The following is a 22991-nucleotide window of genomic DNA, read 5'->3' as shown; positions in this document are numbered from 1 at the left end:
AATATAAATATTATCACTCTTTATTTTTCGCAAAATCATAAGGAGTAACATACTCTCTTTTATTTATATCAAGATAATTAGCCCACCATTGAACCATTAGTCTTCGCTCATCTAAATGTTCGGAAGTATGGATATATGCAGCCCTAACATTATTACGTTCTGAATGGCTCAATTGCCGCTCTATCGCATCATCACTCCATAACCCTGACTCGCCCATAGCACCACGCGCCATCGTTCTAAACCCGTGCCCGCAAACCTCGGTTTTCGTGTCATAGCCCATAGCACGCAATGCGCTATTGACCGTGTTTTCACTCATAACTTTGGCTGCGTCGTGATCCCCAGGGAACAGCAGCTCTTTATCGCCACTAATTTGCTTGAGCTGCTGTAACAAAGCCATCGCCTGCCGGCTGAGAGGAACAATATGTTCCTCTTTCATTTTCATGCCACGATACGAGTAACGCACACCTTTAATTTCTTCTCGTTTTGCTGGTATACGCCAAAGAGATTTATCGAAGTCGAATTCATCCCAACGCGCGAAACGTAACTCACTGGAGCGCACAAAAGTCAGTAAGGAAAGCTCAACCGCGATACGTGTCATTACCCGGCCACGATATGCAGCAAGACGAGCAAGAAATTCAGGGAAGCGGCTGGAAGGTAACGCCGGGTAATGCCGCGCTTTGGTAGTTGATAACGCGCCAGCCATGTCACTGGCCGGGTTTGAGTCGATGTAATCATTCTGTACGGCATAGCGCATAATGGCCGTGACACGTTGTTGCAGGCGCTGCGCGACATCATGCTTACCGCTGGCATCAACTTTCTTGATCGGGGCAAGCAGGTGGCTGGTTTTAAGCTGCCGGATATCAGACGAGCCAATATAAGGAAAGATATACAGTTCAAGGTAACGAAGAACACGCGATCGATGGTCTTCGCTCCAGCGCTTATTGCTCGCATGCCATTCGAGGGCGATGGTTTGAAAAGTATATGCCCCAGCGTTTTCGGCCTGGGCTTCCTTCTGTTCAGCTTTTGGGTCGATGCCCTGTACTAACAGCTTTTTAGCTTCATCGCGCTTAGTTCTAGCCTGAGCAAGCGTAACAGTAGGCCAGACACCAAAAGCAAGGCGATCCTCTTTTTTATCAGAGGGTCGTCGGTATTTCATGCGCCAGTATTTAGAACCCTTGGCCGAAACCTCAAGATATAAACCGCCGCCATCGGCCATTTTGTAGTTTTTGTCTTTAGGCTTTGCGGTCTCTACCTGTCTGGCGTTGAGCTTCATTTTGGGGGCACATTTCTAATCGAAGTTAAGATGCCCCCAATTATGCCCCCAGTGCCCCCTGGATTTCAACGGACGGGCTCGGACAACACCGGATACAAAAACCGCTGTATGCCTTGATTTTAAAGGGTTTGATGGACTTTCTCGGATGGTCTTGGAAGAGGTCTTGGTGCCGAAGGCCGGACTCGAACCGGCACGTATTTCTACGGTTGATTTTGAATCAACTGCGTCTACCGATTTCGCCACTTCGGCACTGAAGGGGATGCGGAAACGTGTTGGATTATACCTGCCGCGGGCGGCTATGCAAGTCACGATGTTGTCATACGCCGCTAAGTGCTGAAAAAATCAACGTTCTACAAGCTGTCGCCTCTCTCTTTATAAATCCTTTCCTCCTTAACCCCCTTTTATCCTCTTAATCCCTTACCCGCTGCCCCCTTCGATCCATAACGTTCATCCTTCCAGCACCCATCGTTGAACATTCCACATCAGCCCCTGCCCTTCCAACATCACAATCCGCCAGCACTTCAACCTTCCCTTCTCCCTTCTTCTGCCAGTCTTGCAAATAACCCGACTAGCGAAATATACGTTCGCGCCACTCTGCCGATATTTGTAAAAACAAAGCTTGCTAACAATCCGTAAAATAGCAATGCGACCATTCTTCATATATAATATTTTTTTCATCACTTTATACCATCCAATAATGTTTAAACCGTCATATCGGTTAAAAGACCTATGACAATTAGCCTGTTTCTTTTTTTGCATTTCATTGAATACTTTGATGATTACCAGTCTCAATGGCGAACGCTATTACGTGGAGATAATGTATGCATGTACTCATGATTGACAAGCAGTCAATATTTATTGAAGGAATGGCATCAGTACTATCGCAATATATTCCGGAGGTAAAAGTTCGTGGGCTGAATAATCAAAAAGATATTGATGATACGCTTAATGAATTTCCGGCATCGTTAATTCTGCTCGATGGCGATGGTAATAAAACCTCAAGCCTCGAATTGCTGGATATTTTAGCTTGTCGTCATCCGAATATCCCCGTAGTGATGCTGATGAATAAATGTCAGCCGACATTATTACGGCTTTTTTTAAATCATCATGCCATGGCGTTTATCAGGCGTGATTCTCCCCCGGAAACCATCGCGCAAACGCTCCGTACCGCGTCGCTTGGCATGTTTTGTCTGCCACAGGAGAGCATTACGTTACTGGACAACGGGCAGAGCGCGCTTGCCCGCCTGAGTGAACGCCAGCGTGAAATCCTGAAACTACTGGCCGCCGGGGAGTCAAATAAACAAATTAGCCGCCATTTAAATATCAGCGCGGGCACGGTGAAAGCGCATCTGGAATCGATTTTCCGCCGTCTGAATGTGAATAACCGCACTCAGGCTGCGATGATGTATTCGGAAGAGTAGTCCTGATTATCGTTATTTGATTCACGTTAGCTTATTTTCGTTTTCCTGAGCGTAAAAGGAGCATTATGCGTGGGCATAATGCTCCTGTAGTTTAACTTAATTTCTTGGATAACTTGTTTGTACGCGCCACTGTCCACCGTTATTCACTAAGCGGATAAACGCGTGGCGATCGTTGGCGATATTATAAAAAGCCCCATTGCCATACGCCCTGCCCACGTTCGCAGTGCCATTCCCGCCCAGCGCAATGGTGAAATTAACCGCCGCGGTATGGTTGGCCGCGCCAGCACAGAACGCCTGAATGGTGTTACCGATCGAATTCCACGCCACATTCGCATCCGTCCATGTCGAAGCGGTATTCGTTTGCGGGCATCCCGGCTGGTTGGCAACAGTGCGCTGCTGCAGCCATGCGTCGGCTTTACCGACATGGCAAGTCGTCATATGCCCGCCGGCGTTATCCTGATTCTGCGCCCATTGCGCGGCAGTCAGGCCCGCACCGGGCAGGTTACAGGCCGGACCAACATTAACTGCCATCGCCGCTGTTGAAAAGCAAAATAGTGATACCGCAGCCACAGAAATAATGCTGCGCGTTTTAACCTTACGTGAAAAAACAGAGTTTACAGACATAATCATCTCCTGCGAGTGAAATAAAGGAAGTGCGAATTCGCAGGATTAAATTAGCGCCGCAGTGTATTACTGAATATTTGCCAGGTGACCAGTGCAGACGAGATAAATGGCCTGGGCCACTTCACGGAGCAGCAAAACAAATTTACTACTCCGCGTTAATTATTGGGCGGGCGTCTTCTTACGTGGTGCGCGTGGGGTTGGTGTTTTTTTAGCAACAGGGACTTTTTTAGCGACCGGCGTCTTTTTCACTCCCGCCGTTTTTTTACGTATCGGTGCTTTGCTGGATTTATCATCTTTGTGCATGGTGTGCCAAAAATAATAGATTGAGATTATCCCAATACCTACATCTTTTAAGATCCAGAAAGGTAACTCCTGAGCCATTAATATCACGTTAAACAACAGGTAGGGTAAATTCAAACAGCCCTGCACGGTAAAACCGAACGCCGTAATTAAAAGCCCAATGCGATACCACAGTGGAATATCAAGCATACGGCTGCTAAGGGCGCTAATAAAAATGATCACCGCAATCGCCACATCCACCAGCGTGATGGCCCAAAAAAGGAGTTTAAGCGTCATGATGGTTCCCCTGGTTTGCGTCGCGGCGCACGGCGACGCGGTGCGGCTTTCACGCCGCGAGCTGCGCGTTTTAACTCACCGGCCACCTGTAAAATGTCATGCCCTTCGCGGCGGTTAAAGAAGTTGGCCAGCCAGGCAATCATGCCAACGCTTATCGCGCCCACAAAATAGCCGATCCCCATGGCGATATCGCTGTCTTTAAAGTTCATCCCGAGCCAGCGGGCAATAAACCCGCCGAGCGTGAAAGTGGTGCTCACGCTAATCGCGCCAATGATGATCCCGGCGGCCAGGCGCCCGTGTTGATGCAGTTTTTTCGGCTGCCAGAAAAACGACACGCTCAGCCCGCCGAACAATCCGGCGAGCGCGGCCAGCCCCTGGCTTAGCAATTGCAGCCCATCTGCGGCCATCGTATTTCCCTCCTGAACAGGCGGCCTCAACGAATGGGATGAGGCCGCAATAGCGACTACTGGCAAGGAGGAAGCGTGACGGTTGTGGCGTCGTTATCTGTAGTGAGATAACGCGTCGCGCTTTCCGGGCTGTAAATCAGGTGCTTGTTACTGCGCAGACCACGCACGCTATCGATATCCGCGCTGTACCACTTGCCTTTGCCCGGCAGCGGTTTACCGCTCCACGGGTCGCCGCCCAACTGCTTCTTGTTCAGCGCCCACACGCTCCATAGCGAGTCCTCCGCCTTGCCGCTCCAGCCCAGTTTGATGGCCTGATCGCGCGTGACGTAATCGGCTGGCAGCACGTCATCGCGGTTCAGGGTTTTGAGCAGAGCCGTCAGTTTTTTGTCATCCTGAACGGTTTTCTTATTCAGTTTTGCTAACTCTTGATTAGCCGCCTGCACCACCGCGCTGCACTGCGGCAATTCTGCCCACGCGGGCTGCGTTAGCAGCAGACCGACAAAGGTGACTATCGGCAGATATCGTTTCATCTCTTCACTCCTGGGCTCAGTTAATCGGTGCCAGAAACAGCGCGCGTTCGGCGTCACGTCGGCGCGTCAGCCCCGCCAGAATCTTGCCGCCAGCTTTATTCCAGCGCGGCAGTTGATCGGCCGCCTCCTGATACTGGCCCTGGTTGAGCAGGCGCAGCAGCGTTGAGTTCTGCAGGTTGCCAAGCCCGACGTTAAAGGCGAAGGCGACCAGCGCGTCGAACTGGTTCTGGTTAAGATCCACCGTCACATACTTGTGGATGCCGCGTTCGGTCATCCCGAGATCGGCGCGCAACAGATCTTCCGCCTCCACTTTGCTCAGCGCCTGGGGGAAGTTTTCATTGGGCAAAATCAAATGCCCGTAGCCGATGGTCCATTTGCCTACCGCGTCGCGGTACTTCTCAAGGCTTAGCCCTTCGAAAGATTTAATCAGCGTCAGCCCGGCAACGCCGGTGCTCAGGGGTTGATTAGCCATTGTCATCGCTCCTGTCGGTTACTTGAGGAAGAACTTGTCGGGTGTACTCTTCGATAAGCCGCAGCACGCTCTCCGGCGGCTCCAGCACGGTGAACTGCATTTCGATATCCACATGCCCGCTGTCGCGCCCGCTGCTTCCATGGCTCGGCGGCGACATGCTGACGTGAAAACGGCTGACCGCGTCGTCAGGCGTGCCGGACATTGCGCTCTGCTGTTCCACCGCGTCGGTACGCACGGTAAGAAACACTTTCATTTTCTCGAGCATCAGCCCGCGCGGCGTCGCGAGCGCTACCAGCGGCAACTCAAAGTGGTGGCGATCATCAAGTGCCATTTCGATGATCTTCGGCACCAGCCGCCCGTCGTCGCTGTGTTCAAAAAAAGGATCCAGCGCCTGCATGTACTGGTGCGCAATAAGCTGGTTTGCCGCCGAGGCCGCATGCTGCATGCCGCGGGTGATATCGGCCAGCGTCACACCCGAAGCAGAAGGTGGCGTACCGTCGCCCGGAGACGGGGGCGGATCCTGTGGTGGATCGGCAGGCGGTAATCCGGCGATATCGTCGGGTGGCGGATCGGCAGGTGGCAGCCCGGCCCCCTCCTCCGGCGCAGGCTGCGGCGCGGGGGAATCCGCCTTCGGTGCCGCGCCACGGTTGCCGCGAAGCCAGTCTTTCATTGACATAGTGCGCTCCGTGAGAAATGAGGCTGCCAGGCAGCCTCAGGGTGGAGATAGCGAGAATTACGCCGGCGCTTTTTCCGCTGTGGCAGGCGTTTCGGGGTAGGCATCAAGCTGTTTCGATTCCAGCTTTTTCGCCTCTGACGGCAGGATAGCCGGGCGTGTTGCGGCATCCGTCAGGAAATCAATCACGCGCATCAGAGCTTCCGGCGGTGGCTGACGTTTAACCTGGGTATGGATGCTGTACTTCGCACGGGTATCGCTGGAGCGGGTTTGCTGGGCTTTGTGAGAGACGCGACCGGTGATTTTCACGCTGAACGGCCCCCAGCCAACAGACGCTTCCAGCGAGGCTTCCGCTTCGGTCTGGCTGCTGCTGGCTTCGCTCTGGGAGACTTCCAGCTCGAAGTCGATGGTGCCCTCTTCGATGCTGATGTTAGGGTGGGAAATGGCCGCCAGCAGCGGGATGCGCATGGTCTTTTTCACCACGCCCTGGATAACGCCCTTGTCATCCACCACGGTTTCGTCGTAGTCAAACTGCACCGACTCCGCCTTACCGTCCTTGATACACACCGAGAGCAGGAAGTCGGCGTACGCTTTACTCGCCTGCACCTGCGCTTTGATCATTGCCTGCAGTGGGCCGCCAATCATGTGCTCCAGCGGCAGTGCATTAATGACCGATCCAATAAATTGTGAATCCATAATGCATACTCCTGTGGGTTATACGAAAACATCGCGTTGCGAATTCGCAAACCCACAGTAATAGAGCGAAGAGGCTGAAAATATTGGCTGGATGGCGGTAAAAAACGGGGAAAATGGCCTAAGACACGTGCCCGGTTAAACAGGTTTTAAAAACAGCGCGCGCTCGGCTTCACGCCGCCTTGTCAGCCCGGCCAGCACTTTACCGCCCGCTTTGTTCCAGCGCAGAAACTGGTCTGCCGCCTGTGCGTACTCCCCCTGGTTGAGCAGTTTAAGCAGCGTCGAGCTCTGCAAATTGCCTGCGCCAAGGTTAAAGGTAAATGCCACCAGCGCATCAAACTGGTTCTGATTGAGATCCACCGTCACGGCTTTGTGTACCCCGCGCTCGGTCATCAGCAGATCGGTACGCAGGAGCGCTTCGGCCTCGGCTTCGGTAATCGGGTGGGAGAAGTTTTCATTCGGTAAGATCAAATGTCCGTAGCCAATGGTCCACTTACCCACGGCATCTTTGTATTTTTCCAGCCTAAGCCCTTCAAAAGATTTAATTAGCGCCAGGCCGCCAGCGCCTGTACTTTGCGGTTGATTCACCATGGTGGTTGCTCCGGGTTTGTGGGTGGGTACAGCACCTTTTGAGGATGGTTCGGACACATCGTGTTGCAAAGTCACCGCGCCAAAATAGCCGTATGGAAAATCCGAAAATAGCGGCCTGCGGCGTGCCATACACCGCCATACATTAACGAAACGGGCGGTATGTACACCCGCAAGCTGCCGCAGAGCCTGCCAATGCCCTACACTTCATGCGTCTCCCTCTAAATCAAAGGAATCCGTGATGAGCATCATTAAAAGTTACGCCGCACCGCAGGCTGGCGCCGCCCTGGAGCTGCAGGAGTATGACGCTGGCCCACTGGCGGCGGAAGATGTGGAAGTGCAGGTGGATTACTGCGGGATCTGCCATTCGGATCTCTCGATGATCGATAACGAATGGGGCTTCTCCCAGTATCCGCTGGTCGCCGGGCATGAAGTGATTGGCCGCGTGGTGGATCTGGGCAGCGCGGCACAAAATAAAGGTCTGAAAATCGGACAACGCGTGGGCATCGGCTGGACGGCGCGCAGTTGTGGGCACTGTGATGCCTGTATTGATGGCAATCAGATCAACTGCCAGGAAGGCGCGGTGCCAACCATTCTCAACCGCGGTGGCTTTGCCGATAAACTGCGCGCCGACTGGCAATGGGTGATCCCGCTGCCGGACAGCATTGATATCGAAACCGCCGGCCCGCTGTTATGTGGCGGCATTACCGTGTTTAAACCGCTGCTGATGCACAACATCACCGCCACCAGCCGCGTTGGCGTGATCGGTATCGGCGGGCTGGGCCATATCGCTATTAAACTGCTGCACGCGATGGGCTGCGAAGTGACGGCGTTTAGCTCGAACCCGGCGAAAGAGGCAGAAGTGCGTATTATGGGGGCCGATTACGTGGTGAACAGCCGCGATGCGGATGCGCTGAAAGCGCTGGCGGGTCAGTACGATCTGATCATCAACACGGTAAACGTTGATCTGAACTGGCAGCCCTACTTTGAGGCACTCACCCACGGCGGGCATTTTCACACCGTTGGCGCGGTGCTGAAGCCGCTCGAAGTCCCGGCCTTTACGCTGATCGCAGGCGATCGCAGCGTTTCCGGCTCCGCAACCGGCACACCGTATGAACTGCGTAAGCTGATGAAATTCGCCGGACGCGCGAAAGTGGCACCGACGACGGAGATGTTCCCGATGTCGCAGATTAACGAAGCGTTGCAGCACGTGCGCGACGGCAAAGCCCGTTACCGCGTGGTGTTAAAAGCGGATTTCTGATGTGAAAAAGCCTGGCTATTGCCGGGCTTTTTGATTGCTCTAACCCGTCTTGTTAACGCGACCAGTGCCAGAATTTGGGTTACCTTAATGTCTTTGGTTTGACTTCTGACTGGCCTGGCTGGCGGTTCTTTTACGGTTTTCGGGATACCCTTCAAAAGCGAAATCAAAGCCGCTTTCCAGCAAGGCGGGTTTTACCTGCTAATAGCAGCAAACACTTCCGCAATCGCGACAGCACCCGGATCGGTTACCCCGTCGAGATTTTCGCTGTTCACATACGATGAGCGCCCGGCCCCCGCTTTTTGCATTGTCGCCGTGCTGTCCGCACCAGTTTTAGCCGCAGCGACCGCGGCATCCAGCCCGCTATCGCGTAGCGCTTCAAGCGCCGGTTGCAGCGCGTCGATCAGTGTCCGATCGCCGAGATCCGCACCGCCGTAATGTTTCATCTGCTTCAGCCCCAGCAGTAACGCTGCCGGCAACGGCGTACCGTTGTGTACGGCCTGACCTGCGGCGGTGAAGAAAATCGACATCAGCACGCCGCTGGAACCGCCCATCACTGTCGCCAGCCGCTCGCCAACCAGTTGCAGCAGTTGCGAGGTGTTGTTCAACGGCAGAGCATTCTGCTCCAGCAACTGTTTGATTTCCCGCGCCCCTTCAGCAAAGGTGGAACCAGTATCGCCATCGCCTACCTTCGCATCCAGCGCGTTAAGCCGATTTTCCAGGCCAATCAACGTATTCACCGCCGTACTGACCAGCGCTTTCACCTGCGGGTTGTCGGATGGTTCAATCTCCAGTCCGTCATACACCGCGCTGTGTGGCTGGGTTTTCATCGGCGCGAACGGCACCGGTTTCTGCCAGCCTACGGTCTGCACATCGGCGCAAATCGCCTGCTCGAAAGTGTCATTCAGGCGCAAGACGGATAGCGAAAACCCTTTCATATCCAGTGAACTGACCAGCGGCGCGGGGCCAATCAGATAGGCGATTTGCTCTTTAAAGGCTGAGTGCGCCAGTTCTTTAGTCAGCAGCGCCATTTCCAGCGCCGAGACGCCGCCGAGGTTGTTAATCAGCACCGCCACCCGATCGTCACCTACCGCCGCTTTTAGCGGTTTAACCAGCGTATCGATAAGCTCCTTGCTGTTGTGCGTATCAACAGTGGTCGCGCCAGGTTCGCCGTGGATCCCCAGCCCCAGCTCGACTTTCCCGTGCTGAATGCGCCCCTCTTCGCTATCGCCGCCCGGCAGGTTGCAGGTCTCCATCGCCAGCCCGAGGCTGAAAACGTTGTCGCTGGCCTGCTGGGCGATATCGCGCACTTCGCTCAGTGACTTACCGTGTTCCGCAGCATGACCCGCAATCTTATGCACCAGCGCTGTACCAGCGATGCCGCGCGGCTGCTTGTTGTCTGGCAGGGCGATGTCGTCTGCGACAATCACCATTTCCACCTTCAGGCCGTAGCGCTTGGCTTTCTCTGCCGCGAGGCCGAAGTTCAGCCGGTCGCCGGTGTAGTTCTTCACGATCAGCAGACAGCCGCGATCGCCGGTGACTGCCACAATCGCGTTCAGCACCGCATCCACGCTTGGCGAAGCGAAGACATCACCACAGACGGCGGCGGTGAGCATCCCTTTGCCGACAAAACCGGCATGCGCCGGTTCATGCCCGGAACCACCGCCGGAAATCACCGCGACGCGGCTTTTATCCCAGTCGGCGCGGGCCACAATACGAATAGCGGGATCGATATCAAGTCGAACGAGGTTGCCGTGTGGTGCAGAAATTACCAAACCTTCAATGGCATCATTGACCAGCTGTTTGCGGTCATTGAAAAAGAATCTGGACATAATATTCCAAAAAGTTGTGAATCGTTCCTCAAGCATAGCCCGCGCGGTGCGGGACGGGGTAAAGAACAGATTTTACTGAATGGGTTTTACGGTGCTTTGCGACCAAAATCCACCGCGTATCCGCGCAGGTTGCGCAGCGTGTCGAGACGGTTGCCCAGCACAATCGCGCCGATAATCGCCAGTACCAGCAACGCAGCGTGCAAATACCTGGCAATATGCGAATCCAGCAGAAAGAACCCGGCGATGGCCGGAAGTGAAAAAACGACCCACAGACTGCTCAGCGTGTTTTCCGCCGCGCTAAAACGGGCGAGCACCCGGTCTGCCTGCGACTCTTGCGGCGAACCGCGTCGCACGGTGCCAACCTGCTGCGCCAGCGCATCCGCTCGCTGGATCAGCCAGCGTACCAGGCTCAGCGCAATAATGGCCACCAGCAGTTCAAGTACCAGCACCGCACTATCGCTGAGCATGGAAAGCGCCCACTGCGCGCCAAGCATTGCTATGGTAACCAGCGTACTCAACAAACAAGAGACAATCATGGCTGAGAGATGCGTTGCTGCGCGTATCAACATGCGGTGCTCCTTGCAGAAAAAAGAAGAGAGGCCTCAGCCTCTCTTTTCAGGTATCAACTAGCTTTTTCGCGTCATCAACCACAGGCTAATGAGGAAAAAGCTGGCGCTCGGCAACAGCGCGCCGACGACTGGCGGGATGCCGTACACCAGCGTCAACGGGCCGAAAATCTGATCCAGCACGTAGAAGACAAAGCCGAAACTGATGCCGGTGACAACACGTACGCCCATCGCCACGCTACGCAGCGGCCCGAAGATAAACGACAGCGCCATCAGCATCATCACCGCCACGGACAGCGGCTGGAAGATTTTGCTCCACATATTGAGCTGGTAGCGCCCGGAATCCTGGCCACTCGATTTGAGGTACTTCACGTAGTTGTGCAAACCGCTGATCGAGAGCGCGTCCGGATCCAGCGCCACCACGCCAAGTTTGTCCGGCGTCAGGTTCGTTTTCCAGGTGCCACTCACGGTTTGCGCACCGGTAACTTGTTTCGGGTCCGTCAGGTTAGATTCATCAACCTGCGACAGTCGCCAGAGTTTCTCCTGCGGATCGAACTTCGCCGACGCGGCATAACGCACCGACTGCAAACGACGCTCTTTATTGAAGGCATAAATGCTCACGCCGCCGAGTTCATCGTCGCCTTTTACACGCTCAATATAGATAAAGTTATTACCATCTTTCGCCCACAAACCTGACTGCGTGGAGAGCAGCGAGCCGCCATACATCGACTGCGCACGCTGGTTACGCGCCATTTGCTCACCCTGCGGCGCGACCCACTCGCCAATCGCCATGGTCAGCAGCACCAGCGGAATAGCGGTTTTCATTACCGACAGCGCCACCTGCATGCGGGTGTAGCCGGAAGCCTGCATGACCACCAGCTCACTGCGCTGCGCCAGCATGCCCAGCCCTAACAGCGCGCCAAGCAACGCCGCCATCGGGAAGAAGATCTGAATATCTTTCGGGATGCTGAGAATGGTGTACATCCCGGCGCCCAGCGCGTCATAGCTCCCCTGGCCTGCTTTTTTCAGCTGATCGACAAACTTGATAATGCCGGAGAGCGACACCAGCATGAACAGCGTCATCATGATGGTGGTGAAAATGGTTTTACCGATATAGCGGTCAAGTACGCCAAAAGCCTGCATTATAGCGCTCCTTTACGCGTAAAACGGGCGCGAACCCGGCGCATTGGCACCGTATCCCACAAGTTCAGCACCACAGCCAGCGCTAAATAGGCCAGGTTTACCAGCCACATCCACACCAACGGATCGAGTTTGCCTTTCGCACCGTTCGAGCGCAGCGTGGTTTGCAGCAGGAAGAAGACCAGATAAAGCAGCATGGCGGGGAGCATCGACAGTACGCGGCCCTGACGCGGGTTGACCACGCTCAGCGGCACTACCATCAGCGCCATCATAACGACCGTAAACACCAGCGTTAAGCGCCAGTGCAGTTCGGCGCGCGCGCGCGGCGTATCGGTTTTAAATAGCGTGCGCATGTCCATCTGCTCGGTATCTGACGGATCGAGCGCCACCGCCTGGTGACCAATAATCGCCTGATAGTTCTGGAAATCGGTGATGCGGAAATCGCGCAGCATAGCGGTGCCTTCAAAACGGGTACCAGTATTGAGCGTCACCACCTGAGAGCCATCTTTGTGCTGCGAGAGATGGCCGGAATCCGCCACGACGACTGATGGACGGGCGGAACCTTTAGTACGAATCTGCGCCAGGAAGACATTCTTGAAGTTTTTGCCCTCAACGCCTTCGATAAACAGCACCGAATTGCCATCCGTCGCCTGCTGGAATTGCCCTTGTGCCAGCGCCGCCATGCCGGGGTTCGCTTTCGCGTCGGCAAGCACCTGATCCTGATGGCGGGAAGACCACGGGCCCGCCCACATAACGTTGACCGCAGCGACAATGCCGGTGAATAACGCGAGGATCATCGCCGCTTTCACCAACACCGCGCGGCTCAGGCCGCAGGCGTGCATCACGGTGATTTCACTTTCGGTATAAAGTTTGCCCAGCGTCATCAACAGACCGAGGAACAGACTCAACGGCAGGATAAGCTGCGCCATTTCCGGCACGCCCAGCCCCAGCAGTGAGAGCACGAGGTTCGTCGGGATTTCGCCATCAGCGGCTGCGCCTAAAATCCTGACCAGTTTCTGACAAAAGAAAATCAGAAGCAGGATGAATAGGATCGCAAGCTGGCTTTTTAGCGTCTCCCGTACCAGATATCTTATGATTATCACTTTAAATACGCCCGTAAAAACCAGTGTTTTTGCTGGAAAATAGCTTGTTTCATGGCTTAAACGTCATTTATTCTCTTGAGTCGTCGAAATGATCGCTAAGATTAATATACTCAGCGGATACGCGCGTAAGACCCGATTTTGACGTGCCGAAACCGAAGTAACATTAAGATTAACACGAAGTCACCGCAACAGCGGACACGAGTTACGAAAGCTTGCAATTCTATCCGTAGCCGCCGCCGTTGTCTTTAAGATTCAGGAGCGTAGTGCATGGAGTTCAGTGTAAAAAGCGGTAGCCCGGAGAAACAGCGGAGTGCCTGCATCGTTGTGGGCGTCTTTGAACCGCGCCGGCTCTCTCCGATCGCCGAGCAACTCGATAAAATCAGTGACGGCTACATCAGTGCGCTGCTGCGTCGCGGGGAACTGGAAGGCAAGCCGGGGCAGACGTTGTTGCTGCACCACGTACCGAATGTCCTCTCCGAACGTATTTTACTGATTGGCTGTGGTAAAGAGCGTGAACTGGACGAGCGCCAGTATAAGCAGGTGATTCAAAAAACCATTAACACGCTGAATGATACCGGCTCAATGGAAGCCGTCTGCTTCCTGACCGAACTGCATGTAAAAGGGCGGAATACTTACTGGAAAGTACGCCAGGCCGTTGAGACCGCGAAAGAGACCCTTTACAGCTTCGACCAGCTGAAAACCAACAAAAGCGAGCCGCGCCGCCCGCTGCGTAAAATGGTGTTCAACGTGCCGACCCGCCGCGAGCTGACCAGCGGCGAGCGCGCCATTCAGCACGGTCTGGCGATTGCCGCCGGTATCAAAGCGGCGAAAGATCTCGGCAATATGCCGCCAAATATCTGTAACGCGGGCTACCTCGCTTCTCAGGCGCGCCAGTTAGCTGACACCTACAGCAAAAATGTGGTGACCCGCGTGATTGGCGAGCAGCAGATGCGCGAACTGGGCATGCACTCGTACCTCGCGGTCGGCCAGGGTTCGCAAAACGAATCGCTGATGTCGGTGATTGAATACAAAGGCAACCCGGCCGAAGACACGCGTCCAATCGTGCTGGTCGGTAAAGGCCTGACTTTTGACTCCGGCGGTATCTCCATCAAGCCTGCTGAAGGCATGGATGAGATGAAGTACGACATGTGCGGCGCCGCGGCGGTGTATGGCGTGATGCGCATGGTTGCTGAACTGCAACTGCCGATCAACGTAATTGGCGTGCTTGCTGGCTGTGAAAACATGCCTGGCGGGCGCGCTTATCGTCCGGGCGACGTGCTGACCACTATGTCCGGCCAGACGGTAGAAGTGCTGAACACCGATGCAGAAGGCCGTCTGGTACTGTGCGACGTGCTGACTTACGTTGAGCGTTTCGAGCCGGAAGCGGTAATCGATGTCGCGACATTGACCGGTGCGTGTGTGATTGCGCTCGGCCACCACATCACCGGACTGCTGTCGAACCACAACCCGCTGGCGCACGAACTGATTGGCGCGTCCGAGCAGGCGGGCGATCGCGCGTGGCGTTTGCCGATGGCCGATGAGTACCAGGAACAACTGGAATCTAACTTCGCGGATATGGCGAACATTGGCGGCCGTCCCGGCGGGGCAATCACCGCTGGCTGCTTCCTTTCTCGCTTTGCCCGTAAGTATAACTGGGCGCACCTGGACATCGCCGGTACTGCATGGCGTTCCGGTAAAGCCAAAGGCGCAACCGGTCGTCCGGTGGCGTTGCTATCGCAGTTCCTGCTGAACCGCGCCGGGTTTAACGGCGAAGAGTAAGCCTCATAAGGCCGGATAGCTGTGTTTGCCGGATGGCGGCTACGCCTTATCCGGCCTGGAGCCTCAGCAATGCTGAATTCAATACCCAATGGATTTCGCGTTGCATCGCGGCGGCAACTGAGCAAATCCCCGGCAGCATAGATAACTATGTGACCGGGGTGCGCCACAAATCTGCCGGGAGCAGATTTGAACGCTGCCTGTAGCGGCCCCTTGAGGGCGAGGCCCGGGGATGGGCAGACTATTCGCAGCCAACAAAGAGGCAGCGTGAAAGACCGACAGCAATAGCGTTTAAATCCTCAACCAAAAGCCCCATATATGAAAAATGCGACGTTCTACCTTCTGGACAATGATACCCAACAGGATGGCTTAAGCGCCGTCGAACAACTGGTGTGTGAAATTGCCGCAGAACGTTGGCGTAACGGTAAACGCGTGCTGATTGCCTGTGCCGATGAACAACAAGCTATTCGTCTGGATGAAGCGCTGTGGGCGCGCCCGGCGGAGAGCTTTGTCCCGCACAACCTGGCAGGCGAAGGACCTCGCGGCGGTGCGCCAGTGGAGCTGGCCTGGCCCCAAAAACGCAACAGCAGCCCGCGCGATATTTTGATCAGCCTGCGCGCGGAATTTGCAGATTTTGCCACCGCTTTCACAGAAGTGATAGACTTCGTTCCTCACGAAGATTCTCTGAAACAACTGGCGCGCGAACGCTATAAAGCGTACCGCATGGCTGGTTTCAACCTGAACACGGCAACCTGGAAATAATGGAAAAGACATACAACCCCAAAGATATCGAACAGCCGCTGTACGAGCAGTGGGAAAAGCAGGGCTATTTCAAACCGAACGGTGATGAAAGCCAGGAAAGCTTCTGCATCATGATCCCGCCGCCGAACGTCACCGGCAGTTTGCATATGGGCCACGCCTTCCAGCAGACCATCATGGATACCATGATCCGTTACCAGCGCATGCAGGGAAAAAACACCCTGTGGCAGGTCGGTACCGACCACGCCGGTATCGCGACCCAGATGGTGGTGGAGCGTAAAATTGCCGCGGAAGAAGGTAAAACCCGCCACGACTACGGCCGTGACGCCTTTATCGACAAAATCTGGCAGTGGAAGGCGGAATCGGGCGGCACCATCACCAACCAGATGCGCCGTCTCGGCAACTCCGTGGACTGGGAGCGCGAGCGCTTCACCATGGACGAAGGCCTTTCTAACGCCGTAAAAGAAGTGTTTGTCCGCCTGTATAAAGAAGACCTGATTTACCGCGGCAAACGCCTGGTGAACTGGGACCCGAAACTGCGCACGGCGATTTCCGATCTGGAAGTGGAAAACCGCGAGTCGAAAGGCTCAATGTGGCATATCCGCTACCCGCTGGCTGACGGCGCGAAAACCGCCGACGGTAAAGATTATCTGGTAGTTGCCACTACGCGTCCGGAAACCCTGCTCGGTGATACCGGCGTGGCGGTGAACCCGGAAGATCCGCGCTACAAAGATCTGATTGGCAAATTCGTGGTGCTGCCGCTGGTCAACCGCCGTATTCCGATTGTCGGCGACGAACACGCCGACATGGAAAAAGGCACCGGCTGCGTGAAAATCACCCCGGCGCACGACTTTAACGACTATGAAGTCGGCCGTCGCCACAAGCTGCCGATGATCAACATCCTGACCTTTGACGGCGATATCCGTGAAAGCGCACAAGTGTACGACACCAACGGCAATGAATCCGACGTTTACCCGGCGGATATCCCGGCAGAGTTCCAGAAGCTGGAGCGTTTTGCCGCGCGTAAAGCGATTGTCGCGGCGGTGGACGCGCTTGGCCTGCTGGAAGAGATCAAACCGCACGACCTGACCGTTCCGTACGGCGATCGCGGCGGCGTGGTTATCGAACCGATGCTCACCGACCAGTGGTACGTCCGTGCGGATGTGCTGGCGAAACCGGCGGTAGAAGCGGTGGAAAACGGCGATATCCAGTTCGTGCCGAAACAGTACGAAAACATGTATTTCTCCTGGATGCGCGACATTCAGGACTGGTGTATCTCCCGCCAGTTGTGGTGGGGCCACCGTATTCCGGCGTGGTACGACAACGATGGCAACGTTTATGTTGGCCGCAACGAAGAGGAAGTGCGCCAGGAAAACAATCTGGCCGCCGATGTTGCCCTGCGCCAGGACGATGACGTGCTGGATACCTGGTTCTCCTCCGCGCTGTGGACCTTCTCAACCCTCGGCTGGCCGGAAAACACCGACGCGCTGCGCCAGTTCCACCCGACCAGCGTGATGGTTTCTGGCTTCGACATCATCTTCTTCTGGATTGCGCGCATGATCATGATGACCATGCACTTCATCAAAGATGAAAATGGCAAGCCGCAGGTGCCGTTTAAAACGGTCTATATGACCGGACTTATCCGCGACGACGAAGGCCAGAAGATGTCCAAATCCAAGGGCAACGTCATTGACCCGCTGGATATGGTTGACGGTATTTCGCTGGCGGATCTGCTGGAAAAACGCACCGGTAACATGATGCAGCCGCAGTTGGCGGAGAAAATCCGCAAGCGCACCGAGAAACAGTTCCCGGACGGCATTGAACCGCACGGCACCGACGCCCTGCGCTTCACCCTCGCGGCGCTGGCTTCTACCGGTCGTGACATCAACTGGGATATGAAGCGCCTGGAAGGTTACCGTAACTTCTGTAACAAGCTGTGGAACGCCAGCCGCTTTGTACTGATGAACACCGAAGATCAGGATTGCGGCTTCAACGGCGGCGAAATGGTGCTGTCGCTGGCAGACCGCTGGATCCTCGCGGAATTCAACCAGACCATCAAAGCCTACCGTGAGGCGCTGGATAACTTCCGCTTCGATATCGCCGCAGGCATTTTGTATGAGTTCACCTGGAATCAGTTCTGCGACTGGTATCTGGAGCTGACCAAACCGGTAATGAACGGTGGTACTGAAGCGGAACTGCGCGGTACCCGCAACACGCTGGTCACCGTGCTGGAAGGTCTGCTGCGCCTTGCGCATCCGATCATTCCGTTTATCACTGAAACCATCTGGCAGCGCGTGAAAGTGCTGAAAGGCATTACCGCCGACACCATCATGCTGCAGCCGTTCCCGCAGTACGACGCGGCGCAGGTGGATGAGAAAGCGCTGGCAGACACCGAGTGGCTGAAGCAGGCGATCATCGCGGTACGTAACATTCGCGCCGAAATGAACATCGCGCCGGGTAAACCGCTGGAGCTGCTGCTGCGTAGCGCGAGCGAGGACGCGAAGCGCCGTGTGAACGACAACCTGAGCTTCCTGCAAACGCTGGCGCGTCTGGAGAGCATTACCATTCTGCCTGCCGACGATAAAGGCCCGGTTTCGGTAACCAAAATCGTTGATGGCGCAGAGCTGCTGATCCCGATGCTGGGTCTTATCGACAAAGAGGCGGAGCTGGCGCGTCTGGCGAAAGAAGTGGCGAAAGTTGAGCAGGAAATTGGCCGCATCGAAAGCAAACTGGGCAACGAAGGTTTCGTGGCGCGCGCGCCGGAAGCGGTAATTGCCAAAGAGCGCGAGAAGCTGGATGGCTATGCGGAAGCGAAAGCGAAGCTGATTGAGCAGCAGGCGGTTATCGCCGCGCTGTAATCACCGAGCATAAGAAAAAGCCGGGCATCGCTGCCCGGCTTTTTTATTTTGCAGGCCAGATAAGGCGTCACCGCCATCCGGCAAGTTTTCCCGAATTACAGTACCGCCGGGTAGAACGACAAACCGCGAGCCAGCAGGTTCGCCGGATCTTTTGCGGGCTGCACACCATGGTCTTCCAGCGGCAGCGCTTCCAGGTCACCATGAACATGGGTATTTTCCAGCAAATAACGGGTCATACGCACTTTCGCCCACGGCCATGCCAGGAACAGCGTGACGCCACACACCAGCATATTGGTAATGGAAATCCAGAACATACGCCCCATCGCCACCGTCGAGGAGAAACGAATGTTCCCTTCCAGCGCAAGTTGCCCGTAAATATAGGCGCGCAGTTTCACAAACGCGAAAAGGAAGCAGACAATCGCCCCGGCAATATAGATCAAATAGCTCAGCACCAATTTGCCGTAAATCGGCCCCATCATCATCGCTAATTGTTCCGGATCGCCACCTGCTGCGTAGGCATTCTCTTGCAGAGTCATCAGTGACGGCATAACCAGTACCATTACCAGCAAAATAAACGGTACAAACAGCAGCATCGATAGCACCACAATGGTGATGCATTTTTTCATTGAAATTTCAGCGGAGAATTTCAGTTTGCCGTACTGCAAATTATTAATCAGCATGCCAAACCATTGCGCAACATATACGCCCTGCATAATGGCAATCCCCAGCAGCAATACCAATGTACCGATACCAATTATCACAGAAATAGCGCCATATGAGCCGCTACTTAATGCAGACGTCACAAAGAGGGAGAACACCACCACCGAGGCGATAATAACCAGCAACGGGCATCCCATCATCACCCACCAGGCACGCAACGGACTGGCGTAGAAATTAAAACGCACACCGTTAATCTCTGTCATCAGCATTTGATAACGCAGGCCCTGAGTAATCAACCACGGGAAGAAAATCAGGAACAGCCCCATCATACAGAGCTGTAACAGCACGTTCTGGTAGGCCACGTTAATAAAGAAAATCACATACAGCACCAGCAGGCAGAGCCAGCCGACAAAAATAGAACGCCCGGTCGCGTGATAAGAAAAACGCGCACCGCTAAGTTCAGTATTCTCATAAAAATAACGACGCGCGCGCACTAACGCCCACGGCAAATATAACCCCAGCGTTATTAAGGTCAGTAAAATATTAACCAGCCAAACCACTAAATAGCCTTTCCCGCTGCCCTGAAAGAGAAAACGGCGCACGGGAACCGCCACGGAACCATGAGTTTCGGGAGTCATAACAATCCTTATCGAAAAAAAGAAGCCAGGAAAAAGGCAGTCAACCATAACAATATTGCGAAATGGTTATCTCCACTATTAAGTCTAAATAGCTGCCGGTCAAAAAAATAGCGCCCAATATTCCTGGTCTTGCCAGAACGCCCCTGTAGTGGTATTAAGCAGGATCAGCTTATAACCCCGAAAACAGAGTGCAGAGATGAATGTGACCGCGCCGGTAGAGGTAAAAATGCGCCGGATTGCTGCCGCCGACAACGCAGCAATCGCATCTGTGATCCGCCAGGTATCTGCGGAATATGGCCTCACTGCCGATAAAGGCTACACCGTTGCCGACCCCGAACTGGATGAGCTCTATCAGCTTTATAACCGACCGGGTTGCGCCTATTGGGTGGTGGAGCAAAACGGCGAAGTCGTGGGCGGCGGCGGCGTCGCGCCGCTGAAATGTAGCGAGCCGGATATCTGCGAACTGCAAAAGATGTATTTCCTGCCCAGCGCGCGTGGGCAAGGGCTGGCGAAGAAACTGGCGCTGATGGCGCTGGAACATGCCCGCGCGCAGGGCTTTAGCCGTTGTTATCTGGAAACCACCGCATTTCTGACCGATGCCATTGGGCTTTATGAGCACCTTGGTTTTGAGCATATCGACGGCCCGCTCGGCTGCACCGGTCACGTAGACTGTGAAGTGCGGATGCTGAAAACGCTGTGACGCCAACGCGTACCGGCGTTTTACACCGGTACGCCGCTGTGAAAACGAAACTCCGCATCCGGTGTGGAGATAAGCGCCGCTTCCACTTCGCCGAAATGGCGTACGCGCGGGCTGATATCCGTAGTCGAAATCTGCTGCGCCAGCGCCAGGTAATCCTGATAATGGCGCGCTTCTGAACGCAGCAACGACAGGTAAAATTTCTGCAAGTCATCGTCAAGCCACGGCGCCAGTGCAGCAAAACGCTCGCAGGAACGCGCTTCGATATAGGCACCGCAGATTAACTTATCGACCAATGTCAGCGGTTCATGCGTGCGAACCTCTTTTAGTATCCCTTTCGCATAACGGCTGGCGGTAATTTTCACGTAGGGAATGTTACGGGCGAGCATCGCTTCCCGCACCTGCCAAAAGTGGTGCAACTCCTCTTTGATCAACAGCACCATGCTGTCAATCAGCGCCTGGCCCCAGGCATCGTCCGTTTGTGGCATCACACTTTTGCCAATCTGCTTATGCAGCGCGACAAAATCCGGCTCCGGTCCTTCGCGAAAGGTAAATTCTTCATAGGGTTTCAGCCACGCCAGTAGCGCGTCCGACCCGCTTTTATCCGCCACATAACGGCGCACCAGCAGCATGGCGGTTTGCGCCGCTTTCAGTTCGCACACCATATGATCGGTAAGCAGCAGCGGCAGCATTGATGGATCGCGTGCTTTGTCCAGCCAGGATTGCGGTGTCGGGCAGTGCAGAAAGTTTAAAACCGGGGAGAGTATTTGCGGGTAATCCATTGTGGTTCCTTGCATTGCGGCAGCGAGCGCTGCCGCAATATTTACTCAGTGACGAACACCGTCATCTTCTTCGTCGACGTAATCCTCGTCATCATCGTCACCCTCTTCGCCGTTCGGGTCTTCGTAGTAGGTTCCCCAACCGTCGTATTCCACATCGAATTTCTCAGCCAGGTTAAGCAGCTGTTCAACTTGCGCGTCGATCAAATCAGCGTTCAGCGCGCTTTCGCTCAGCACATCGCAGCAAATAACCACTTCGCCTTCGTCCAGTTCCAGCTCTTCCGGCTCTGTTACTTCGTAGCCCAGTTTAAAGGCTTCAACAGCGGCTTTTTCCAGCGTTTCGAAATCATCTGCCGACAGGTGATGCTCAATGGTATACAGCGCATCAGGATCGCTGCCGTCTTCGAGCAGTTCTTCAATAATCAAACGCGTCTCTTCGCGCTGTTCTTCCAGGTGTTCCGGGTTCGCCATGGCTCGTTCCTCATCAATGTGGCAGATACACTTATTGTCACACACCGCTGGCATTGCCTCCACTCCTCGCCGAAAAGATTTATATCCCGGGGTTGCAAATGCATATTCATACATATAAATTGAATTTTAATTCAATAAGTGGCCTTCGCCATGTGAGGGGAATATGTCCGCGTTTTATCAAAAGCATTTTTTGAAACTGCTCGATTTTACACCTGCTGAAATCAATACCCTGCTGCAACTCGCCGCTCAGCTGAAAGCGGATAAGAAAAAAGGCCAGGAAGTCCAGAAACTTACCGGGAAAAATATCGCGCTCATCTTCGAAAAAGACTCAACCCGCACACGATGCTCTTTCGAAGTTGCCGCATATGATCAGGGTGCTCGCGTGACATATCTCGCCCCAAGCGGCAGCCAAATCGGGCATAAAGAGTCAATTAAAGACACCGCGCGCGTGCTGGGGCGCATGTACGACGGCATTCAGTATCGCGGTTATGGCCAGGAGATTGTCGAAACGCTGGCGCAATACGCCGGTGTGCCGGTGTGGAACGGCTTAACCAATGAATTTCACCCGACCCAGTTGCTGGCCGATCTGCTGACCATGCGCGAGCACTTGCCGGGCAAAGCTTTTAATCAGATGAAACTGGTTTATGCCGGTGACGCGCGTAACAACATGGGCAACTCGATGCTGGAAGCCGCCGCGCTGGTGGGTTTGGATCTGCGCCTTGTCGCGCCAAAAGCCTGCTGGCCGGACGCGAGCCTGGTCGCCGAATGCAAAGCGCTGGCGGTGAAAAACGGCGGCAACATTCTGCTGACGGAAGATATCGCGAACGGAGTGAAAGATGCCGATTTCATTTACACCGATGTGTGGGTATCGATGGGCGAAGTGAAAGAGAAATGGGCGGAGCGTATCGCGCTGCTGCGGCCTTACCAGGTCAATAGCAAAATGTTGTCGCTCACCGGCAACCCGCAGGTGAAATTCCTGCACTGCCTGCCCGCGTTTCATGACGATAAGACCACGCTCGGCAAAAAAATGGCAGAAGAGTTTGGCCTGCACGGCGGCATGGAAGTAACTGACGAGGTGTTTGAATCACCGGCAAGTATTGTGTTTGATCAGGCGGAAAACCGGATGCACACCATCAAAGCGGTGATGGTCGCCACCTTAAGCCAGTGACCTAACAAGCCCGGTTGCGCAGCGCGACC

At 54.7% G+C, this 22991-nt stretch carries 25 protein-coding genes and 1 tRNA gene; 8 read left to right on the top strand and 18 right to left on the bottom strand.

Annotation, left to right across the window (positions count from 1 at the left end; all coding sequences use genetic code 11):
- Nucleotides 1-13 precede the first annotated feature (13 nt).
- Both O3S68_RS21495 and O3S68_RS21490 read right to left on the bottom strand, forming a co-directional pair.
- Complete coding sequence (locus O3S68_RS21495) at nt 14-1273, bottom strand: tyrosine-type recombinase/integrase (RefSeq protein WP_269232423.1); 1260 nt, start codon at nt 1271-1273, stop codon at nt 14-16.
- 164 nt (nt 1274-1437) lie between these two features.
- Nucleotides 1438-1522, bottom strand: a tRNA-Leu gene (locus O3S68_RS21490).
- 572 nt (nt 1523-2094) lie between these two features.
- Here O3S68_RS21490 and O3S68_RS21485 point away from each other — a divergent pair.
- The gene (locus tag O3S68_RS21485; protein ID WP_045513596.1) at nt 2095-2694 is read left to right on the top strand and encodes a response regulator transcription factor; all 600 of its coding nucleotides are present in this window, start codon (nt 2095-2097) and stop codon (nt 2692-2694) included.
- A 96-nt stretch (nt 2695-2790) separates the two neighbouring features.
- Here O3S68_RS21485 and O3S68_RS21480 read toward each other — a convergent pair whose 3' ends face one another.
- The 8 genes from O3S68_RS21480 to O3S68_RS21445 all read right to left on the bottom strand — a co-directional run bounded on the left by O3S68_RS21480 (nt 2791) and on the right by O3S68_RS21445 (nt 7260).
- A complete protein-coding gene (locus O3S68_RS21480; protein WP_020456329.1) occupies nt 2791-3318 on the bottom strand; it encodes an RNase A-like domain-containing protein in 528 nt (175 codons plus the stop codon).
- 159 nt (nt 3319-3477) lie between these two features.
- Nucleotides 3478-3894 carry a hypothetical protein gene (locus O3S68_RS21475; protein ID WP_269232422.1) on the bottom strand — a complete coding sequence of 139 codons (417 nt, stop codon included), beginning with the start codon at nt 3892-3894 and terminating at the stop codon, nt 3478-3480.
- Complete coding sequence (locus tag O3S68_RS21470) at nt 3891-4301, bottom strand: hypothetical protein (RefSeq protein WP_045513587.1); 411 nt, start codon at nt 4299-4301, stop codon at nt 3891-3893. Before O3S68_RS21470 ends, O3S68_RS21475 begins: the two co-directional genes overlap by 4 nt.
- Nucleotides 4302-4357: 56 nt before the next feature.
- A complete protein-coding gene (locus O3S68_RS21465; protein ID WP_045513584.1) occupies nt 4358-4831 on the bottom strand; it encodes a ribonuclease domain-containing protein in 474 nt (157 codons plus the stop codon).
- 16 nt (nt 4832-4847) lie between these two features.
- Complete coding sequence (locus O3S68_RS21460) at nt 4848-5303, bottom strand: lysozyme (protein ID WP_269232421.1); 456 nt, start codon at nt 5301-5303, stop codon at nt 4848-4850.
- On the bottom strand, nt 5296-5979 hold the full coding sequence (locus tag O3S68_RS21455) for a DUF2589 domain-containing protein (RefSeq protein ID WP_020456324.1): 684 nt from the start codon (nt 5977-5979) through the stop codon (nt 5296-5298). The genes O3S68_RS21460 and O3S68_RS21455 overlap by 8 nt, the downstream gene beginning before the upstream one ends.
- A gap of 57 nt (nt 5980-6036) precedes the next feature.
- On the bottom strand, nt 6037-6672 hold the full coding sequence (locus O3S68_RS21450) for a DUF2589 domain-containing protein (RefSeq protein WP_045513580.1): 636 nt from the start codon (nt 6670-6672) through the stop codon (nt 6037-6039).
- A 135-nt stretch (nt 6673-6807) separates the two neighbouring features.
- Nucleotides 6808-7260, bottom strand: a complete 453-nt coding sequence (locus tag O3S68_RS21445) for a lysozyme (protein WP_020456323.1) — start codon at nt 7258-7260, stop codon at nt 6808-6810.
- A 238-nt stretch (nt 7261-7498) separates the two neighbouring features.
- On the opposite strand from O3S68_RS21445, the gene ahr reads away from it, so the two are divergent.
- On the top strand, nt 7499-8518 hold the full coding sequence (gene ahr, locus O3S68_RS21440) for an NADPH-dependent aldehyde reductase Ahr (protein WP_020456322.1): 1020 nt from the start codon (nt 7499-7501) through the stop codon (nt 8516-8518).
- 191 nt (nt 8519-8709) lie between these two features.
- On the opposite strand, the gene O3S68_RS21435 is transcribed toward ahr, so the two are convergent.
- The 5 genes from O3S68_RS21435 to O3S68_RS21415 form a co-directional block, all read right to left on the bottom strand.
- Complete coding sequence (locus O3S68_RS21435) at nt 8710-10347, bottom strand: dihydroxyacetone kinase subunit DhaK (RefSeq protein ID WP_269232420.1); 1638 nt, start codon at nt 10345-10347, stop codon at nt 8710-8712.
- Nucleotides 10348-10433: 86 nt separating this feature from the next.
- Nucleotides 10434-10916, bottom strand: coding sequence for a hypothetical protein (locus tag O3S68_RS21430; protein ID WP_160271281.1), 483 nt, complete (start codon nt 10914-10916; stop codon nt 10434-10436).
- Nucleotides 10917-10973: 57 nt separating this feature from the next.
- The gene (lptG, locus tag O3S68_RS21425) at nt 10974-12056 is read right to left on the bottom strand and encodes an LPS export ABC transporter permease LptG (protein ID WP_017459070.1); all 1083 of its coding nucleotides are present in this window, start codon (nt 12054-12056) and stop codon (nt 10974-10976) included.
- On the bottom strand, nt 12056-13156 hold the full coding sequence (gene lptF / locus O3S68_RS21420) for an LPS export ABC transporter permease LptF (RefSeq protein WP_020456319.1): 1101 nt from the start codon (nt 13154-13156) through the stop codon (nt 12056-12058). The genes lptG and lptF overlap by 1 nt, the downstream gene beginning before the upstream one ends.
- Nucleotides 13157-13219: 63 nt before the next feature.
- Nucleotides 13220-13270: a hypothetical protein gene (locus O3S68_RS21415; protein WP_216848985.1), complete on the bottom strand. Its 51-nt coding sequence runs from the start codon at nt 13268-13270 to the stop codon at nt 13220-13222.
- A 153-nt stretch (nt 13271-13423) separates the two neighbouring features.
- Here O3S68_RS21415 and pepA point away from each other — a divergent pair, with 153 nt between their 5' ends.
- From pepA to O3S68_RS21400, 3 genes are all read left to right on the top strand, one after another.
- A complete protein-coding gene (gene pepA, locus O3S68_RS21410; protein ID WP_269232419.1) occupies nt 13424-14935 on the top strand; it encodes a leucyl aminopeptidase in 1512 nt (503 codons plus the stop codon).
- Nucleotides 14936-15250: 315 nt separating this feature from the next.
- The gene (holC, locus tag O3S68_RS21405) at nt 15251-15694 is read left to right on the top strand and encodes a DNA polymerase III subunit chi (RefSeq protein ID WP_020456318.1); all 444 of its coding nucleotides are present in this window, start codon (nt 15251-15253) and stop codon (nt 15692-15694) included.
- Nucleotides 15694-18549 (top strand): valine--tRNA ligase, encoded by a 2856-nt coding sequence (locus O3S68_RS21400; protein ID WP_097406645.1) that lies wholly within the window; start codon nt 15694-15696, stop codon nt 18547-18549. The genes holC and O3S68_RS21400 overlap by 1 nt, the downstream gene beginning before the upstream one ends.
- Nucleotides 18550-18644: 95 nt before the next feature.
- On the opposite strand, the gene O3S68_RS21395 is transcribed toward O3S68_RS21400, so the two are convergent.
- A complete protein-coding gene (locus O3S68_RS21395) occupies nt 18645-19847 on the bottom strand; it encodes a YjgN family protein (protein WP_269232418.1) in 1203 nt (400 codons plus the stop codon).
- Between the two features lie 196 nt (nt 19848-20043).
- Between O3S68_RS21395 and O3S68_RS21390 the strand changes: the two genes are divergently transcribed.
- Complete coding sequence (locus tag O3S68_RS21390) at nt 20044-20547, top strand: GNAT family N-acetyltransferase (RefSeq protein WP_020456315.1); 504 nt, start codon at nt 20044-20046, stop codon at nt 20545-20547.
- A gap of 20 nt (nt 20548-20567) precedes the next feature.
- Here O3S68_RS21390 and miaE read toward each other — a convergent pair whose 3' ends face one another.
- Both miaE and rraB read right to left on the bottom strand, forming a co-directional pair.
- Nucleotides 20568-21326 carry a tRNA isopentenyl-2-thiomethyl-A-37 hydroxylase MiaE gene (gene miaE / locus O3S68_RS21385; protein WP_269232417.1) on the bottom strand — a complete coding sequence of 253 codons (759 nt, stop codon included), beginning with the start codon at nt 21324-21326 and terminating at the stop codon, nt 20568-20570.
- 45 nt (nt 21327-21371) lie between these two features.
- A complete protein-coding gene (gene rraB / locus O3S68_RS21380; protein ID WP_017459078.1) occupies nt 21372-21794 on the bottom strand; it encodes a ribonuclease E inhibitor RraB in 423 nt (140 codons plus the stop codon).
- Nucleotides 21795-21892: 98 nt separating this feature from the next.
- Here rraB and argL point away from each other — a divergent pair, with 98 nt between their 5' ends.
- Both argL and argF read left to right on the top strand, forming a co-directional pair.
- Entirely contained in the window at nt 21893-21988 is a 96-nt protein-coding gene (gene argL / locus O3S68_RS24330) for a putative translational regulatory protein ArgL (protein ID WP_238328355.1), read from the top strand.
- The gene (gene argF / locus O3S68_RS21375; protein ID WP_269232416.1) at nt 21958-22962 is read left to right on the top strand and encodes an ornithine carbamoyltransferase; all 1005 of its coding nucleotides are present in this window, start codon (nt 21958-21960) and stop codon (nt 22960-22962) included. The genes argL and argF overlap by 31 nt, the downstream gene beginning before the upstream one ends.
- The last annotated feature ends 29 nt before the right edge of the window (nt 22963-22991 follow it).

The organism is Kosakonia sp. SOY2 (assembly GCF_027109175.1).
In the GTDB taxonomy this organism is placed as follows: Bacteria; Pseudomonadota; Gammaproteobacteria; order Enterobacterales; family Enterobacteriaceae; genus Kosakonia.
This window is presented reverse-complemented; position numbering and strand designations above follow the sequence as displayed.

Coding starts and splice junctions, on each gene's coding strand:
- O3S68_RS21450 (WP_045513580.1), bottom strand. CDS start 6,672: ATGGATTCACAATTTATTGGATCGGTCATTAATGCACTGCCGCTGGAG.
- O3S68_RS21445 (WP_020456323.1), bottom strand. CDS start 7,260: ATGGTGAATCAACCGCAAAGTACAGGCGCTGGCGGCCTGGCGCTAATT.
- O3S68_RS21435 (WP_269232420.1), bottom strand. CDS start 10,347: ATGTCCAGATTCTTTTTCAATGACCGCAAACAGCTGGTCAATGATGCC.
- O3S68_RS21400 (WP_097406645.1), top strand. CDS start 15,694: ATGGAAAAGACATACAACCCCAAAGATATCGAACAGCCGCTGTACGAG.
- lptG (WP_017459070.1), bottom strand. CDS start 12,056: ATGCAGGCTTTTGGCGTACTTGACCGCTATATCGGTAAAACCATTTTC.
- rraB (WP_017459078.1), bottom strand. CDS start 21,794: ATGGCGAACCCGGAACACCTGGAAGAACAGCGCGAAGAGACGCGTTTG.
- argF (WP_269232416.1), top strand. CDS start 21,958: ATGTCCGCGTTTTATCAAAAGCATTTTTTGAAACTGCTCGATTTTACA.
- O3S68_RS21485 (WP_045513596.1), top strand. CDS start 2,095: ATGCATGTACTCATGATTGACAAGCAGTCAATATTTATTGAAGGAATG.
- ahr (WP_020456322.1), top strand. CDS start 7,499: ATGAGCATCATTAAAAGTTACGCCGCACCGCAGGCTGGCGCCGCCCTG.
- O3S68_RS21460 (WP_269232421.1), bottom strand. CDS start 5,303: ATGGCTAATCAACCCCTGAGCACCGGCGTTGCCGGGCTGACGCTGATT.
- O3S68_RS21430 (WP_160271281.1), bottom strand. CDS start 10,916: ATGTTGATACGCGCAGCAACGCATCTCTCAGCCATGATTGTCTCTTGT.
- miaE (WP_269232417.1), bottom strand. CDS start 21,326: ATGGATTACCCGCAAATACTCTCCCCGGTTTTAAACTTTCTGCACTGC.
- O3S68_RS21475 (WP_269232422.1), bottom strand. CDS start 3,894: ATGACGCTTAAACTCCTTTTTTGGGCCATCACGCTGGTGGATGTGGCG.
- O3S68_RS21480 (WP_020456329.1), bottom strand. CDS start 3,318: ATGTCTGTAAACTCTGTTTTTTCACGTAAGGTTAAAACGCGCAGCATT.
- pepA (WP_269232419.1), top strand. CDS start 13,424: ATGGAGTTCAGTGTAAAAAGCGGTAGCCCGGAGAAACAGCGGAGTGCC.
- O3S68_RS21455 (WP_020456324.1), bottom strand. CDS start 5,979: ATGTCAATGAAAGACTGGCTTCGCGGCAACCGTGGCGCGGCACCGAAG.
- holC (WP_020456318.1), top strand. CDS start 15,251: ATGAAAAATGCGACGTTCTACCTTCTGGACAATGATACCCAACAGGAT.
- O3S68_RS21470 (WP_045513587.1), bottom strand. CDS start 4,301: ATGGCCGCAGATGGGCTGCAATTGCTAAGCCAGGGGCTGGCCGCGCTC.
- O3S68_RS21395 (WP_269232418.1), bottom strand. CDS start 19,847: ATGACTCCCGAAACTCATGGTTCCGTGGCGGTTCCCGTGCGCCGTTTT.
- O3S68_RS21465 (WP_045513584.1), bottom strand. CDS start 4,831: ATGAAACGATATCTGCCGATAGTCACCTTTGTCGGTCTGCTGCTAACG.
- O3S68_RS21495 (WP_269232423.1), bottom strand. CDS start 1,273: ATGAAGCTCAACGCCAGACAGGTAGAGACCGCAAAGCCTAAAGACAAA.
- O3S68_RS21390 (WP_020456315.1), top strand. CDS start 20,044: ATGAATGTGACCGCGCCGGTAGAGGTAAAAATGCGCCGGATTGCTGCC.
- argL (WP_238328355.1), top strand. CDS start 21,893: ATGCATATTCATACATATAAATTGAATTTTAATTCAATAAGTGGCCTT.